Here is a 16,365-nt window from a genome sequence, read left to right as displayed (position 1 = left end):
ACAAGGCAAATATGGGAGGGGGCAAGCCCCCTCCCACATTTTGAATCGAGGTTACTCGATGAACGTAACTACGCCACCGGCCAACGACTTCACCCGCGCCAGCGACTCAACCCGATAACCCTGCGCATCCAGTTCCGCACGGCCACCCTGGAACGATTTCTCGATCACGATCCCCAGGCCGGCAACGGTTGCACCGGCCTGCTTGATGATCGAAATCAGCGCCTGGGACGCTTTGCCATTGGCCAGGAAGTCGTCGATCACCAACACGCGGTCGCTGCTGGTGAGGTGGCGCGGCGAGATGGCCACGGTGCTTTCGGTTTGCTTGGTGAACGAGTAAACGGTCGCCGACAGCAGGTTTTCAGTCAGGGTCAGGGACTGGTGCTTGCGGGCGAAGATCACCGGCACACCGAGGTTCAGCCCGGTCATGATCGCCGGTGCAATACCCGAGGCTTCGATGGTGACGATCTTGGTGATGCCCGAGTCCTTGAACAACGCGGCGAATTCATCACCGATCAGTTTCATCAGCGCCGGGTCGATCTGGTGGTTCAAAAAGGCGTCGACCTTGAGTACCTGATCGGAAAGCACGATGCCTTCTTCGCGAATTTTCTTGTGCAGTGCTTCCACGGAAAGCTTCCTCTAATGGCGCGATCTGCGCCGAAAGTAGATTGAAAAGTAGTCGATTCTAGCGCTTTAACATCGCGCGTATGTCCGCCAGGGCGGTGTTGCCGCGCACGGCCTTTACCTCGGTCGGGGTGTCGTCATTGCCTTCCCAGGCCAGGTCATCCGGCGGCAGTTCATCCAGGAACCGGCTGGGGGCGCAATCGATGATCTCGCCGTATTGCTTGCGCTTGGCAGCAAAGGTGAAGGCCAGGGTCTGACGCGCGCGGGTAATGCCGACGTAGGCCAGGCGCCGTTCTTCCTCGATGGTGTCGGCTTCGATGCTGGAGCGGTGCGGGAGGATTTCCTCTTCCATGCCCATGATGAACACGTAGGGAAATTCCAGGCCCTTGGAGGCATGCAAAGTCATCATCTGTACACCTTCGGCGCCGTCTTCCTCTTCCTGCTGACGTTCGAGCATGTCGCGCAGCACCAGCTTGCCGATGGCGTCTTCGACGGTCATCTCGCCGTCTTCGTCTTTTTCCAGGGTGTTCTTCAGCGCTTCGATCAGGAACCAGACGTTGCCCATGCGGTAATCCGCGGCCTTGTCGCTGGAACTGTTGGTGCGCAGCCAGTTTTCATAGTCGATGTCCATGACCATGCTGCGCAGGGCGCTGATCGGGTCTTCGCCGGCGCATTGCTCGCGCACCTTGTCCATGAAGCGCTTGAAGCGCGCCAGGCGATCGGTGAAACGCGTGTCCAGGTGCTCGCCCAGGCCGATCTCGTCGGTGGCGGCGTACATCGAAATCTTGCGTTCGGTGGCGTAGTTGCCGAGCTTTTCCAGAGTCGTCGAGCCGATTTCCCGGCGCGGCACGTTGATCACGCGCAGGAAGGCGTTGTCGTCGTCCGGGTTCACGATCAGGCGGAAGTAGGCCATCAGGTCTTTTACTTCCTGGCGTCCGAAAAAGCTGTTGCCCCCCGACAGGCGATACGGAATCTGGTGGTGCTGCAACTTCAACTCGATCAGTTTGGCCTGGTAGTTGCCGCGATACAGAATCGCAAAGTCGCTGTAGGGCCGATCGGTACGCAGGTGCAAGGTGAGCAACTCGACGGCCACGCGCTCGGCTTCGGCATCTTCATTGCGACAGCGGATCACGCGGATTTCGTCGCCGTGGCCCATCTCACTCCACAGCTGTTTTTCAAACTCGTGGGGGTTGTTCGAGATCAGCACGTTGGCGCAGCGCAGAATACGGCTGGTGGAGCGGTAGTTCTGCTCCAGCATGACCACTTTCAAGGACGGGTAATCGACCTTGAGCAGCATCAGGTTTTCCGGACGGGCGCCGCGCCAGGCATAGATCGACTGGTCGTCGTCACCCACCACGGTGAACTGGTTGCGCTTGCCAATCAGCAACTTCACCAGCAAGTACTGGCTGGCGTTGGTGTCCTGGTATTCGTCCACCAGCAGGTAGCGCACCTTGTTCTGCCACTTTTCGAGGATGTCGGCGTGTTCCTGGAACAGCTTGACCGGCTGCAGGATCAAGTCGTCGAAATCCACCGCGTTGAACGCCTTGAGCGTGCGCTGATAGTGGGTGTAGACGATGGCGGCGGTCTGTTCCTTGGGGTTGCGCGCGTTTTCCAGGGCTTCGGGCGGCAGGATGAGGTCGTTTTTCCAGGCTCCGATCATGTTCTTGATCTCGTCGACGCCGTCGTCGCCCGCGTATTCCTTCTGCATGATGTCGGTCATCAAGGCCTTGACGTCGGTCTCGTCAAAGATCGAGAAGCCCGGCTTGTAGCCCAGCCGCGCATGCTCCTTGCGGATGATGTTCAGCCCCAGGTTGTGGAAGGTACACACCGTGAGGCCACGGCCTTCGCCACCCTTGAGCAGGGTGCCGACCCGCTCCTTCATCTCGCGCGCGGCCTTGTTGGTAAAGGTCATGGCGACGATGTACTGGGCGCGGATGCCACAGCTCTGGATCAGGTGCGCGATCTTGCGGGTGATCACGCTGGTCTTGCCGGAACCGGCACCGGCGAGCACCAATAGAGGGCCGCCGACGTAGTTCACGGCTTCTTGCTGCCGGGGATTGAGTCGGGACATACAGAATTTCGGGAGTCGTTGTTCAAAAGGGCGGGCATTTTAACAGGCTGGCAAGATTCTGCTGCCCTGGATCGACGGTGTGACGTACCACTCGATCTAAATTTGCCGGTTTTGCTACTTTGCCGCAGGATGTCGAGGCTTTTTACGCTTAAAACAGCGACAAATGCTTACACCTGCGCATTTGATAACCCCTATCATTGGTGATTATCAGGCCGCACGTCATAATGCCCGCCGCCAACGAAATTTTGCAGAGTCTAGGGAGCTAGCTTGTCTACGCCTGTCGAACCCTTGCGTTTGCTGCTACTGGCCGATACGCCTGAGTGGGCAGCGTTGTTGCGCGAGTGCCTGGCGCCGATGGGCGATGGGGCTGTGCTGATCAGCGCGCCAAACTGGGACTCGGTGAGTCGTCTGTTCGACGATGACGCCAGCGCCGTGCTGTTGACCACGTCCAGCCTGCAACCCGGCCCTGGCCAGTGCAGCTTGCCGTGCGTATTGCTGTTGGAGCAGGAGCCGCTGGTTTCGCCGCTTGGCGTCAGTGACTGGCTGATCCGTGATGCACTGGACGCCGACATACTGCGCCGCTGCCTGCGTCATGTGCGTGAGCGCGGCGTGCTGGAAAACACCCTGCAACGCCTGGCCGAGCAAGACCCGCTCACCGGTATCGCCAACCGCCAGGGCTTCCAGACCCTCCTTGCGGCGCGGCTGGCCGAGAACGAAGGCCGCGGTCTGGCCCTCGGTCATCTGGACCTCGACAACTTCCGCCACGCCAACGATGCCCTCGGCCACCAGGCTGGCGACCGCTTGATCCTGCAGGTGGTTTCGCGGCTCAAGAGCCAACTTGAAATCGGCGACCAACTGGCACGCCTGGGCAGCGACGAGTTCGCCTTGCTGATTGACACCCGCCGCGCACCGCAACGCGCAGAGTGGATGGCCGAGCGCATCACCGAAGCCATGGCCGAGCCGTACTGGGTGGATGGCGAAAGCCTGCTGATCGGTTGCAGCCTGGGCGTGGCCCATGCCCGCGCCCGCGCTGGCGCCGACCCATTGATGTGGCACGCCCATATCGCCATGCAGCAAGCCAAGAGCACCCAAGGCTGTACCTTCCATATCTTCAACGAACGCATCAACCGCAACGCGCGCAGCCTCGCCGATCTGGAAAGTGAACTGCGCCGCGCCTTGCGCCGCGATGAACTGGAGCTGCACTACCAGCCCCGCCTGGACCTGGATGACGGCCACATCGTTGGCCTCGAAGCCCTGGTGCGCTGGCGCCACGGCGAGCGCGGCCTGTTGCCGCCCAGCGAGTTCGTGCCTTTGGCCGAACAGAGCGGCCTGATCGTACCGTTGGGCTACTGGGTAATCTCCCGCGCCCTGCGCGACATGCAAGACCTGCGTGAGCGCGGCCTGCCGCCGTTGCACATGGCGGTCAACCTGTCGTTCCGCCAGTTCCAGGACAGCCAGTTGCTCTCAACCCTCAGCCGATTGATCGCTGAGCGCGGCGTAGAGGCGCAATGGCTGGAGTTCGAACTGACCGAAACCGCCGTAATGCGCCGTAGCGATCTGGTCAAGCAGACCATGGACGCCCTCGGCCGGCTCGGTGTGCGGTTTTCTCTGGACGACTTTGGCACCGGTTTCTCCTCGTTCGTGCACCTCAACAGCCTGCCGATTGCCTTGTTGAAGATCGACAAGAGTTTTGTCGGCGGCATGGAAGAGCGCGAAGAGAACCGCAAGCTGGTGCACGCGATGATCAACCTGGCCCACAACCTCAACCTGGAAGTGGTGGCCGAGGGCGTGGAAACCCCGGAGCAGCTCGCGTTGCTGAGGCTGTTCGGTTGCGACCAGGCCCAGGGTTACCTGATCAGCAAACCGCTGCCCCTGCCGGAGTTGGTGGATTACCTCACATTCGGCAAGGGCCAGCAGGCGCTGTTGGGCTGCTGACCTGCAAACCCAATCAACGGTGGAAGGGTAGGGGTTTACTCTGTTTGTGCAGCCTGAAACGAGGCTTGAACCTCAGGCTCCTGGCGAATCATCCGCTTCATCTTCGCCTCGAACGCCCAGGTCAGGCTTACCGCCGCACAGGCCAGGCCGAGTGCCAAACCCCACCATACACCGATTGGCCCCCAGCCCAGCGTGAACGCCATCAACCACGCTGAAGGCGCGCCGATCAACCAGTAGCAGCCCAGCCCCACCAGGAAGGTGGTCTTGGCGTCCTTGAGCCCCCGGATGCAGCCCATGGCGATGGTTTGCACGCCGTCGAACAACTCGAACCAGGCCGCGACGGCCAGCAGGCTGACGGCGAGCACGATCACCTCGTGGAACGCCGGGTCGTCATGGTCGAGGAACAGGCCGATCAGCGGGTCGGAAAACAGCCACAAGACCACGGCAAATCCCAACATTATCGTCGCCCCAAAGCTGATGCCGACGCGACCGGCCATGCGCGCCTGCAACAATTGCCCGGCTCCATAGTGCTGGCCGATGCGCATGGTCACCGCGTAGGACATACCCGCAGGGACCATGAATGCCACCGAGACGATCTGCAGGGCGATCTGATGCGCCGCCAGTTGCGTACTGCCCATGGTGCCCATGCACAGCGCGGCAAAGGCAAACAGCCCGACTTCGACCGCGTAGGTGCCGCCAATCGGCAGGCCCAGGCGCCACAACTCGCGCAAGTATTGGGTATTGAGGCGCAGCAGGCCGGCGCTTAGCGGGTAGGCGGCGTAAGCGCGGTTGCTGCGGATGTACCACATCAATGTCAGGGCCATGCCATTGGCGACGATGGCGGTGACCAGGCCAATACCCATCAAGCCGAGTTTCGGCAGGCCGAACATGCCTTCGATCAACGCGTGATTGAGCAGGTAGTTCAGCACCGTGCCGCCGAGGCTGATCACCATCACCGGGGTGGCCTTGCCGATGGCGCTGGTGAAGCCGCGTAAGGCCATGAAACTCAGGTAGCCGGGCAGGGCAAATGGCAGCATGGTCAGGAATTGCCCCGCCGACTGCACGTTGGTGTCGGTCTGGCCGAACATCAGCAGCACCGGCTTGAGGTTCCACAGCAGCAGCGCCGCGGCCAGCGCCATCAGCCAGGCGAGCCACAGCCCGGCCTGGGTCAGGCGGGTAGCACCTTCGATGTCGCCAGCGCCGTGACGGATCGCCACCAAGGTGCCCACGGCGGCGATTACCCCAATGCAGAAGATCGACACGAACGAATAGCTAGCCGCGCCCAGGCCTCCACCGGCCAAGGCTTCGGGGCTCAGGCGCGCCATCATCAGGGTGTCGGTCAGCACCATCAGCATGTGCGCCAACTGGGAAGCAATCAACGGCCCTGACAGCCGCAGGATGGCCCAGAGTTCGGTACGTGCAGGATGCTGCATGATCATCACACTCAGAAAGTCGGAGGGTCGGGAGGGTTCGATTCTCGGCCCTCTCAGCCCATTGCACAAAGGGATAAAAGCGATCATTCGCATGATTAAAACTCATGCCAGATTGATTCTGGTAGGGTTTAGGCGTCCTGCTGTCGGAGCTTTCCTTATGTCGCGTCGTCTTCCTCCTCTTTATGCGTTACGGGCATTTGAAGCAGCCTCCCGGCATAACTCCTTTACCCGTGCCGCCGAAGAACTGTCGATTACCCAGAGTGCGGTGAGCCGACATATCCGCACGCTGGAAGAGCATTTCGCCTGCCGCCTGTTCCAGCGAAGTGGCCGTAACCTTCAGCTCACCGAATCAGCGCGCCTGCTGTTGCCCGGTGTGCGCGAGGGGTTCGCGGCGCTGGAACGGGCCTGCCATACCCTGAACGCCGAGGATGACATCCTGCGCATGAAGGCGCCGTCCACCCTGACCATGCGCTGGTTGTTGGCGCGGCTCAGCCGCTTTCGGGCGTTACAACCGGGCAATGAAGTGCAACTGACCAGCGCCTGGATGAATGTGGATGAAGTGGATTTCAATCAAGAGCCTTTCGACTGTGCGGTGCTGTTGAGCTATGGGCACTTTCCGGCGGACTGGGAAGCCAGCTACTTGTTTCCTGAGTTGTTAATACCCGTGGGCGCGCCGAACCTGTTGAACGATGGCCCTTGGGACGTAAATCGCCTGGCAGCTACCGAGTTGCTGCACCCCACGCCCGACCGCAGGGACTGGCGCAAATGGCTGGAGCGCATGGGGCTGTCGAACCAGGTATCGCTCAAGGGCGGGCAGGTGTTCGATACGCTTGAACTGGGCATGATTGCTGCCGCTCGTGGTTATGGCGTGTCCATGGGCGATCTGCTGATGGTGGCCGAAGATGTCGCGCAGGGACGCTTGAGTCTGCCGTGGCCAACGGCGGTTGCGAGTGGGGAAAGTTACTATCTGGTGTGGCCGAAAACCCGTCCGGGTGGTGAACGCTTGCGGCGCCTGGCGGATTTCCTCCAGAGCGAGGTGCATTCCATGGTTTTACCTGCCGTCGAACGCCTCAATTGAAGGGTTCGCGCCTTATCACGCAACCGTTTGCGTGATACCCCTGCGATTCGCTCAAGTATTGCCAGGCGCAGCCGAAGTAGGTGTGTTGGAACCATCGTGCTCCAACGTTTCCCACCAGATAATTTGCCGAGCAGCGCTATGAGATCAGGATGATCCTGGCCTCGGCCAGGAGCTGTCATGTCTCAACCCCGCGCCCGGATCGCCTCGCAGTTAGGCCTCGCATTAGCCGTGATTCTGGCTGTCGCCATCGGCGGCAGTACCGTGTTCGCCTTGCGTTCCCTTGATTCCGCCAACCTCGATACCCGCGAAGAGCACCTGGCCAGCGAAGCGCGATTGCTCGCCGACCAACTCAATACGTTCCACAGCACGTTGCGCGAGAGCACCCAGCGTCTGACCGGACTGTTTGAGAAGCGCTTCAGCGCCGGGTTGCGGGTGCAGGCAGACCAGATGGTCGCGGTGGCCGGGGTCCAGACGCCGAGCTTGTTGCTGGGCAGCGAAGTGCTCAACAACAACTTCACTGAAGTGGATGAGTTCAAGCAGATGTCCGGCGGCGTGGCCACCGTGTTCGTGCGCAGCGGCGATGACTTTGTCCGCGTCAGCACCTCCCTGACCAAGCAGGACGGCAGCCGCGCCATTGGCACTGTGCTTGACCGCCAGGGCCCTGCTTACCAGCGTGTGCTCGGTGGCCAGGCGTATATCGGCCGCGCGGTGTTGTTCGACCGCTCCTACATGACTCAGTACAGCCCCGTGCGCGACACCAGCGGCAAAGTGATCGCCGTGCTGTTCATCGGTTTTGACTACACCGACGCCCAGGCCGCGCAGTTCGAGAACCTCAAGCGCTTCCGCATCGGCCATACCGGTTCCCTGGCGTTGCTCGACGAGCAGAAGCGCTGGCTGGTGCCGCCAGCCGGTGTGCAGGCGTTGGATCAAGCGGTTCCTGTGATGTTGGACTTGGCCAAGACCCCAGGCAAAGGCCGCTTCTGGAGCGACAAGAACGAAGACTTCTACAGCGTTTCGGTGCCCTTCGATGGCGGCCCATGGGCCGTGGTCGCGAGCATGCCGAAGGCTGAAATCCGCGCGGTGACCTGGGCAGTAGGCATTCGCCTGGTGATCGGCAGCGTGCTGGCGATGCTGCTGGCGGTAGGCGCTACGGTGTGGCTGCTGCGCAGCAAACTGCAACCGTTGAGCGACCTGGTGCGCCAGGCCGAAGCCTTGGGCGCGGGCGACTTGAGTGCGCGTCTCAACGTGTCCAGCCATGATGAAATCGGCCAACTGGCCCGCGCCTTCAATCAGATGGGTGAAGCGCTGTCGACCATGGTTTCCCACATCCGCAAGGCGGCCGAAGAGGTCAACAGCCGTGCCCAGGCGCTGTCCGGGTTGTCCGGCGGGGCTTATGACGGCATGGAGCAGCAGTCCGGCGAAATCACCAGCATGGCTGGCGCGGTGGAAGAGTTCAGTGCAACGTCGCTGAATATCGCCGACAACATGGGCAACACCGAGCGTCTGGCCCAAGAGAATGCCCAGCAAACCCGTATCGGCCGCACCTCGATGCAAGAGGCGTCGTCGTCGCTGGAGCATATCGCGACCGCGCTGAACAGCACGGCCACGGTGATCAATACCCTCGGCCAGCGCTCCCAGGAAATCGGCGGCATCGTCGGTGTGATCACCTCCATCGCCGAGCAGACCAACCTGCTGGCGCTCAACGCCGCCATCGAGGCGGCTCGCGCCGGTGAGCAGGGGCGTGGGTTTGCCGTGGTGGCTGACGAAGTACGTAACCTGGCCTCGCGTACCCGCGAAGCCACCGATGAAATTTCCGGGATGATCCAGAGCATCCAGCGGGAGACCGGTAACGCCATCAGCATCATGGAACACGGCAACACGCTGATGCAGGAAGGCCTGTCGCGCAACGCCGACGTAGCCTCGGCCCTGGCGCGTATCGACGAGCAGAGCCGTTCGGCCGGTCAGCAGTTCGCGGCGATTACCACGGCAACGCAAGAGCAAAGCAGCACCGCGACGTTGCTCAGCAGCAACTTGCAGAGCATCGCGCTGGCCAACAGCGAGCAGCGGGAAGTGGTGTCGAACCTGGCGATTACAGCCAAGGAACTGGAGACGTTGGCGGCTGGCTTGCGGCATGAAGTGGATCGTTTCCGCTGAAGCCATTGCGGTACAAAAATGTGGGAGGCGCCAGGCTCAATTGATCGCAGCCGGGCGGTATTGCAGCGCCTCCTTCAGATGGTCCCGGCTGATATTGTCCACTTGATCCAGATCCGCCAGGGTGCGCGCTACTTTGAGCAACCGATGAGCCGCCCGCAGCGACAAAGTCAGCCGCTCGCAGGCGCTCTCCAGCCAGCTTTCATCGGCTTTCGCCAACTGACAGTGCTCACGCAGCCTCGGCAGATCAAGAAAGGCGTTGGCGCAGCCCTGGCGCTGTTGCTGACGCTCCCGCGCATCGGCCACCAGGGCTGAGGCCGTTGCCGTGGTCTCTCCAGCCTGCTGGGTGGGATTGAGCGCAGTGGTTTCACGCGCCACGGTAAGGTGCAGGTCGATCCGATCCAGCAAGGGGCCAGACAGCTTGTTGCGATACCGCTGGATCTGTTCCGGCGTGCAGCGACAACGCCCAGTGGGCTCACCCATGTAACCGCAAGGGCAGGGGTTCATCGCCGCTACCAGCTGAAAGCGCGCCGGGAAACTCACGCGGTCGCGGGCGCGGGAAATCACGATATGGCCCGACTCCAATGGCTCGCGCAGAACTTCCAGCACCTTGCGATCAAACTCCGGCAATTCGTCCAGGAAGAGCACGCCATGGTGCGCCAGGGTGATTTCCCCTGGCTGCGGTTTCGACCCACCGCCCACCAATGCCGGCCCTGACGCCGAGTGGTGCGGCTGGCGGAACGGCCGGTGCGGCCAGTGGCTCAGTGGGGCGAGACTGACCACCGACTGAATGGCCGCCACTTCGAGGGCCTCCTGTTCGCTCAGCGGTGGCAGCAAACCGGGCAGGCGGCTGGCGAGCAAGGTCTTGCCGGTACCCGGTGGCCCACTGAACAGGATTTCAGCTAGCATTGGACCTACACAAATTTCAGGCTCAAGAACGATGGCAAAGATATGGCCTTACATCCGATTCAGCAGCGAAGAGCAAAAGCATGGTGATAGCCGCCGAAGGCAGCGGGAGCTTGTGGAGAGCTTTGCTCGTCGGCATGAGATCGTTGCCGAAGGCTCTGTCATCGACGACAGCCTTGACCTTAATGACCTAGGAGTTTCTGGGTATCGGGGTAAAAATTTGCTTACAGGACGCTTCAAGGCCTTTCTGGACGCTGTGGAAGCAGGGATTGTAAAACCCGGTGATTATCTCGCTGTAGAGGCCTTGAATCGGATTACACGATTAGACCCAATGGAAAGCCTTCCTATAATACTCAACTTGATACAGGAAAAAGGGATAAAAATTGCAATAACTTCAGGAAGTCAAATTTATAAGAAAGGCGATGATATTAGCTCTCTTTATATAGCGGTTGGAGAGTTGCAACGTGGATTTAAGGAGTCACAGGAAAAAGGGGTGAGGGTTAAGGAAGCTTGGAATAGCAAGAAGAAGAGAGCGGCAGATCTTGGGGAAATAGCTACATCGAGAGTGCCTTTATGGTTGGCAGTAGATACAACTAGGTTGGATAGCGGCACGATTAAAAGAACTATTCGAGAGATAGAAGAACGAGTTGCTGTAGTTAGGGAGATATTCCGTCTTTCAGACATTAACATCGGAGCTGTTGCTACTGCCCGGATGTTAACAGATAGAGGCGTTCCTACATTCACGCGGAAAAATGCAAGAAAAAACAGTAATTATGGTGACTTTTGGCAAGTGACGTATATCAGGAAGATTCTTGCAAATAGAGCTGTCCTAGGACATTACCAGCCTATGCAGTGGTTGGAGGTAGATGGTAAACGATCAAGAGTTAACCATGGCGCTGAAATAAAAAATTATTTCCCTCAGATAATCAGCTCAGAACTTTTTGATCGAGTTCAACTTAAGAAAGACTCGCGAAAAAATGAAGGTCAGGGAAACAAGGGGCTAAAATTTAGTAATCTGTTTACCAAAATGGCATTTTGCTCTGAGTGCGGAGCTGTTGCGCACCATGTGAATAAAGGCAAAGACCCTAAAAAAGGTGGGCGATATCTAGTATGTTACAGGGCTAAATATGGCTCTTGTGCATATAAGTCATGGCGATATGAAAAAGTCGAATCTATGATTCTAAGCTATCTTGCTGAGGCAGATATCAAAAGCATAATGCGCGACGACAATAAGGTAGATGTGCTGATTAACGAAAGATATAAGATCGAGAGCGAGCTTATATCAGTAGGCGAGATGCTTGAAAATTTCAGAAAAGATTTCAAAGCCTTAAATGGACGGATATCTAATATAGAAAGAGAGCTGGCAATAGAAAACGAAGCCCGACTTGTTGAGTTCAAGTCCAAACTACAAAGTTTGGATGCGGAGATTCTAGACGCAATCGAACAACAAAAAGCGGACATAAAACAAGAAGTGAAAGCGCTTCAAGAAATGGAAAGTGTCGCTGACGAGAATACAGTTTTCGAAATTCGCTCGAAAATTAATGCACGTTTAAAGTTAGTGGTCGATAGGATAGTGCTAAATTTTGCATTGCAGGTTGCGGAGGTTAGGTTTAAAAATGGTGTAGTACGCTATATCCACGAGGGCGGCGTCTTTGGAAATATAATGCCCCCGCCGACTCCTGAACAGAGTCTGGAGGATCTCAGGCAAATTGAAGAATGGTCTAAGTTGAGTGACGATGAAAAGAGATCAACATGGGCAGATTCCACATTTCCTATTGTGCCTCTCAAGATATAGTTCAGGTGTCGTTACCAATTTAGGCTATCCATAACTCTTGATGACTTTAAAAGCTATGGTAAAGTTATATAGTGAGCATCAAAGGCAGGCGAGCAATGGTAATGGGTAGCCAAATTCTTCGAATTTCTCTACGCGAAAAAGTCCTTCGGACATTTTTCTCCATTACCAACTCGGTTTGTTGCACAAACAAAAACAAAACCAACCAGAAGAGGGCTTATGAATGACAGAGCAAGAAGCAAGCAGATTAGTATAAGAGTTAATGATGTAGAACATGCCTTAATAAAAAACACAGCAGCAATTAGTGGTTTAGATTTGAATTGCTTCATCTTGCACCTTATCACCTCTAAAGTAACTAAGGTTATAGAGGTGAGGAATGACAAATTTGTAGATGTGTGCGAAAGGCACTACGAGGCTCTAAAGAAGCAAGCTAACAACCTCAACCAAATAGCAAAAGTTGTTAACTCGACAAAGATGTTAACTGATGAGCAGTTTTCAACTCTCGCCTCCATTGGGCGAAACATTGAAAAGCTCATACACCTTCTTGAGGCGCACACTCAAAGAACTGAGCTAGTAAATAATCAACATCCCATTAAAAAATCATGATTATCAAGAAGTTGTCAGTCGCTAAAACTGGCCCGGAGGTTAAGCGAACTTTATTATATGTGTTAAAAAAAAGCGCGCTTTCAGACACTTCTAAAAAAATCACCCAAGGAAATGAGCCGTTTGCTGCATTCTTAGCTGATAAAATCGAAGCTCGGCGCGTTTCTCGCCAAAAAAACTTGGCTGCTCACTTCACGGTATCTTTCCACCCCAGCGATAAGGTGGACGAACTTAAGGCCTTAGAGATCGCTAAGTCTGTATTCGAAAGTCAGATGGGCTTAAATAGAAACTATACATTTGCTGTTCATACCGATACTTCAAATATTCATGTACATGCTGTGTTGGAGCTAAGAGATAATACCAAAAAGGTTTATAACAAGCTCAATGATTTTAGAGAGCTGGAGGCTTTAGCTGCCAAGGCGGAGGTTAAGCATAATCTTTATCGTGTCGAGCGAAAGGCGTGCTCTAGCCATGAAGTTGAAAAGCCAAACCCGAATCCGCTCAATAGCGTCAGAAGGCTTGAGCAGCGGACAGGAAAAGATTCAAATAAGCGTAAGTTGATGCTACAGCTTAAGCCAGAAAATTTTAGCAGCTCAGATGATTTCTTAGCCGCACTAGTATTAAACGATTTCAAGATTAGAGTTAAGTCGAATAATGAAAAGCACTTTGGATATACATTAGAAAAGGATAATCAGGTATTCAAAGCTTCAGAGCTGGGCGTTTCATCCGCGCAACTATCAAGAAGATACGGAGAAGATATTAAAAGCGTTATGGCTAAAGTTTTCGCCTACTCGCAAGTGGTAATTTCAGCAGTTGAGAAAATAGTGCAGTCGTATTCCAAGCCAAGAAAAGAAAGTCTTGTCGATTCGTATGGATTTGAGTATGAGTCCTCTAACAGCATAGAGCCGCAAAGAAATAATGACCAGAGAGAAGAGTGGTTAGATAGCGTTAGTAAAACAAGAGCAAAACGGGTGAAAAAGTATTCACATAATCACTGGCAATAATGGATCGTGAGGCGGTTCTGTTTGACTTATTTAAACTGCATGGTACAAATAATAAGAGCCGAAATAATCGGCTCTTAAAAAATAAACAAAGCACTCTCCCCAGACTGCCCTATTAATATGTTATCGCAACTTGGTTATATGTCAATAGTCTTCATGAGTTATTTGTTTATAAGCAAATTAACTTATGAGGATTTTATGTTATGTATAGACAAAGCGTTTGAGAAATATATTGATCGCCTTCCGCCCAAACCCTACCACGTTAATGATTTTCATTGCCCGAAAATGATTTCGAAGAAGGCATCAGCATTACGATCTGTTTACCTTCAGCCAAACTCGCTAACGCATCAATATTTTATGCTATTCGACGTGGATAGACCGACTGCTGTGTTTGATTGGTCCGACAGAGGCCTACCCTCACCCCACCTAGTTGTAAAGAATCCAGATAATGGGCATGTACATCTGACCTATATTTTGACCAAAAGTATAAAGTCTGACTTTTCTGGGAGCTACAAGGCTCAAAAATATTGCTCTGACATCGAACTTGGACTATCGCTCAAGTTGGGTGCTGATGCTGCATACAATCGAGTGCTGACTAAGACCCCAGCTCATGCTAAATGGCAAACGTACAGCTTTGAGTCAGAGACCTATGATCTAGACTATCTATGTGAGTTCATATGTAAGGAAAAAATTGCTGCTCTTAAGGCTGACTTAAAGGCCACGAAGAGTTCGCATGGTGTTCGTAGAAACTGTGATGTATTTGAAGAACTGAGACAATTTGCGTACTCCGAACGATGCAAACACGTATGTTATGAGGCTTTTTACAGTAGCCTTGAAACCTATGCAGGAGCTTTTAATGGTTCGATGTATCCACACAACCCGGTTAGCTTTCTAGAGCTTCGCGGTATCGTAAAGAGTGTTGCTCGCTGGACTTGGAAAAGGTTTAGTTTAGATGTGCTTAATGAGCTGAAGTCTAAAAGGGCCCGAGAATCTGGCCTTAAAGGAGGGCGGCCGAAAACAACTACATTAGAAGGTAAGCCTTGGGAGATGGAAGGGGTAAGTAGGGCGACGTGGTATCGTAAAAAAGACCTGTCAAATATTACAGTGGCGTGAGACAAAAGCTATATCAGGATAATAGCCAATAAGAAAAAAGCATCAGAGCTAAGTTAAACCCACAATTTTGTTTTTTCTTGTTGGTCCTTTTACATGCAGAGGTAAAAAGCCACCTCCACATGTAAAACGACCTCGACTCATCATGTTTTAGCTGCCATGATTTTTTCTATAGCGCTGTTCATCGTTTCATATTGCATTTTGATCGCGCTTAGAGGTTTGATAAAGTCGAATATGATTCGATCTGCTAGACCTTTGCCGACTAAGCCCTTGGCTTCACCAATTCTATAACCTAGAGCTAATCCATTCAGAGACAAGAATTGGTAATACCCCTCTAGTGCTCGCTTGCTCTCATCTTTAGTTTCCAAGTATAGAAAATCTGGATAGATTTCGTTACTTTTTTCTATTAGTTTTTGTATGTTAAGACACATTACAACTATTGTTCTGTCTAGCGCTATTTCGTTTAAGAACTTGATCGATAAGTCTAGTATCGGCAATGGCCTGCAATGTGGGTTTTTTATAAAATCTAGTATGTTGTAGATCTTGCTGGTGCAATTATTGGCTTTCATCCAGCTGTTGAAGTGTGTTATTGCCAAATTTCGATCTGTGTATATTCCTATATGCAGACATTCGTCTATAGTACCTATCACGCCTTTGCGATTATCGTTAAGCTTTTTGTATAGCTCCGACATTGTTTTCGCATAACCTTCTGGGGCCGACTCTATCTCTGAGATTGTGACTGTGGCACCAGTATTATGATCTTTGCCCTTGCCTGTGTTTATAACGCCGATGATTGTATCCGCTCGATCTAGCTGCCTTTTTGATCGTTCAAAATGCTTTTTGTCCTTGTCAGACAAGTCGCTAGTGTATAGCTCTGTAAACTTTTCGCACTTGGACTTCACGGCAAATTGAGCGGCCTTGCTCATTTCAAAGTTTTTGTTACCACTTTTCAACTCGATAAAATTAGTGCCCTTTGCAGGGTTGAATGTGATTATGTCGCAAGTATGGATAAATGTTGTTGCATCGGTTACAAGAGCCATCGTCAGAGGATCTTCATTTACTGAGTCTGCGTATTCTAATCCCTCTTTTAAAGTCGCAATTGACATGTTGTCAGTTGCGCCTTTGTTCGAAAGTCGTCGAATAGTTGAATGTTCACATTTAAGCATTGACCAAGCAATTGCATCGATGAATCTACGTAACAAAAAATTTTGCAGCCCTATTGACTCTATATGGTCAATAATCTCATCTTTTAAAGCTTTATTCTTAGACTGGTGTGCACTCTTCTTTTCAATTTCCAAGCGCTTTATTTCTTCAATGCCTTCTATAAGTTTTTCTATTATGAGCCGCTGCGCACTCTTCCAACCCTCGTGGACGAAGCCAACAAATTTTAGGTATTCATCCGGCCCTTTTGTGAGATCGGGATTCAGCTTATTAATTCCGTGCTCACGGATGAGGGAAATCAAATCACTGACAAGCAATTTAAATTGCTCATCAAAATTTATGCTCAGGGAGCCAAATGGTTTCGACCACTGCTTGGCCTCTGCCTGTGACAGGGGGGGTTCGTCCATTGACATATACAGTCCCTCGGTGATCAAAACCTTAAAGTGAATTCACCAACCTCACCGTGCAAGCTCATTTTTTGATTAGGGGTCCAAGGCTTTTTC

Annotated in this window: 11 protein-coding genes and 1 pseudogene; 7 read left to right on the top strand and 5 right to left on the bottom strand. The window is 53.9% G+C overall.

The window, feature by feature from the left end:
- Nucleotides 1–51 precede the first annotated feature (51 nt).
- Together AOA60_RS20560 and rep are read right to left on the bottom strand one after the other, a co-directional pair.
- The gene (locus AOA60_RS20560) at nucleotides 52–624 is read right to left on the bottom strand and encodes a xanthine phosphoribosyltransferase (protein WP_071485175.1); all 573 of its coding nucleotides are present in this window, start codon (nucleotides 622–624) and stop codon (nucleotides 52–54) included.
- Nucleotides 625–682: 58 nt separating this feature from the next.
- Entirely contained in the window at nucleotides 683–2,692 is a 2,010-nt protein-coding gene (rep, locus tag AOA60_RS20555) for a DNA helicase Rep (protein ID WP_099586000.1), read from the bottom strand.
- 267 nt (nucleotides 2,693–2,959) lie between these two features.
- On the opposite strand from rep, the gene AOA60_RS20550 reads away from it, so the two are divergent.
- A complete protein-coding gene (locus AOA60_RS20550) occupies nucleotides 2,960–4,627 on the top strand; it encodes a bifunctional diguanylate cyclase/phosphodiesterase (protein ID WP_099585999.1) in 1,668 nt (555 codons plus the stop codon).
- Nucleotides 4,628–4,662: 35 nt separating this feature from the next.
- Here AOA60_RS20550 and AOA60_RS20545 read toward each other — a convergent pair whose 3' ends face one another.
- The gene (locus tag AOA60_RS20545) at nucleotides 4,663–6,066 is read right to left on the bottom strand and encodes a NorM family multidrug efflux MATE transporter (RefSeq protein ID WP_099585998.1); all 1,404 of its coding nucleotides are present in this window, start codon (nucleotides 6,064–6,066) and stop codon (nucleotides 4,663–4,665) included.
- A gap of 151 nt (nucleotides 6,067–6,217) precedes the next feature.
- On the opposite strand from AOA60_RS20545, the gene AOA60_RS20540 reads away from it, so the two are divergent.
- Together AOA60_RS20540 and AOA60_RS20535 are read left to right on the top strand one after the other, a co-directional pair.
- Nucleotides 6,218–7,138, top strand: coding sequence for a LysR substrate-binding domain-containing protein (locus tag AOA60_RS20540; RefSeq protein WP_099585997.1), 921 nt, complete (start codon nucleotides 6,218–6,220; stop codon nucleotides 7,136–7,138).
- 177 nt (nucleotides 7,139–7,315) lie between these two features.
- Nucleotides 7,316–9,292: a methyl-accepting chemotaxis protein gene (locus AOA60_RS20535; RefSeq protein ID WP_099585996.1), complete on the top strand. Its 1,977-nt coding sequence runs from the start codon at nucleotides 7,316–7,318 to the stop codon at nucleotides 9,290–9,292.
- 36 nt (nucleotides 9,293–9,328) lie between these two features.
- Here AOA60_RS20535 and AOA60_RS20530 read toward each other — a convergent pair.
- A pseudogene (locus tag AOA60_RS20530) lies at nucleotides 9,329–10,186 on the bottom strand (YifB family Mg chelatase-like AAA ATPase); the annotation flags it as partial.
- A 43-nt stretch (nucleotides 10,187–10,229) separates the two neighbouring features.
- Here AOA60_RS20530 and AOA60_RS20525 point away from each other — a divergent pair.
- The 4 genes from AOA60_RS20525 to AOA60_RS20510 all read left to right on the top strand — a co-directional run bounded on the left by AOA60_RS20525 (nucleotide 10,230) and on the right by AOA60_RS20510 (nucleotide 14,704).
- Nucleotides 10,230–11,990, top strand: coding sequence for a recombinase family protein (locus tag AOA60_RS20525; RefSeq protein ID WP_158235043.1), 1,761 nt, complete (start codon nucleotides 10,230–10,232; stop codon nucleotides 11,988–11,990).
- A gap of 216 nt (nucleotides 11,991–12,206) precedes the next feature.
- Nucleotides 12,207–12,593: a DUF1778 domain-containing protein gene (locus tag AOA60_RS20520; RefSeq protein ID WP_099585994.1), complete on the top strand. Its 387-nt coding sequence runs from the start codon at nucleotides 12,207–12,209 to the stop codon at nucleotides 12,591–12,593.
- Nucleotides 12,590–13,594 carry a relaxase/mobilization nuclease domain-containing protein gene (locus tag AOA60_RS20515; RefSeq protein ID WP_099585993.1) on the top strand — a complete coding sequence of 335 codons (1,005 nt, stop codon included), beginning with the start codon at nucleotides 12,590–12,592 and terminating at the stop codon, nucleotides 13,592–13,594. Before AOA60_RS20520 ends, AOA60_RS20515 begins: the two co-directional genes overlap by 4 nt.
- A gap of 153 nt (nucleotides 13,595–13,747) precedes the next feature.
- Complete coding sequence (locus AOA60_RS20510; RefSeq protein ID WP_158235042.1) at nucleotides 13,748–14,704, top strand: replication initiation protein; 957 nt, start codon at nucleotides 13,748–13,750, stop codon at nucleotides 14,702–14,704.
- A 140-nt stretch (nucleotides 14,705–14,844) separates the two neighbouring features.
- On the opposite strand, the gene AOA60_RS20505 is transcribed toward AOA60_RS20510, so the two are convergent.
- Nucleotides 14,845–16,275, bottom strand: coding sequence for a hypothetical protein (locus tag AOA60_RS20505; protein WP_099585991.1), 1,431 nt, complete (start codon nucleotides 16,273–16,275; stop codon nucleotides 14,845–14,847).
- Nucleotides 16,276–16,365: the final 90 nt, after the last annotated feature.

Source organism: Pseudomonas sp. 2822-17, assembly GCF_002742485.1.
In the GTDB taxonomy this organism is placed as follows: domain Bacteria; phylum Pseudomonadota; class Gammaproteobacteria; order Pseudomonadales; family Pseudomonadaceae; genus Aquipseudomonas; species Aquipseudomonas cyclaminis.
The sequence above is the reverse complement of the archived record's forward strand: the minus strand, read 5'-3'. Positions and strand labels throughout refer to the sequence as shown.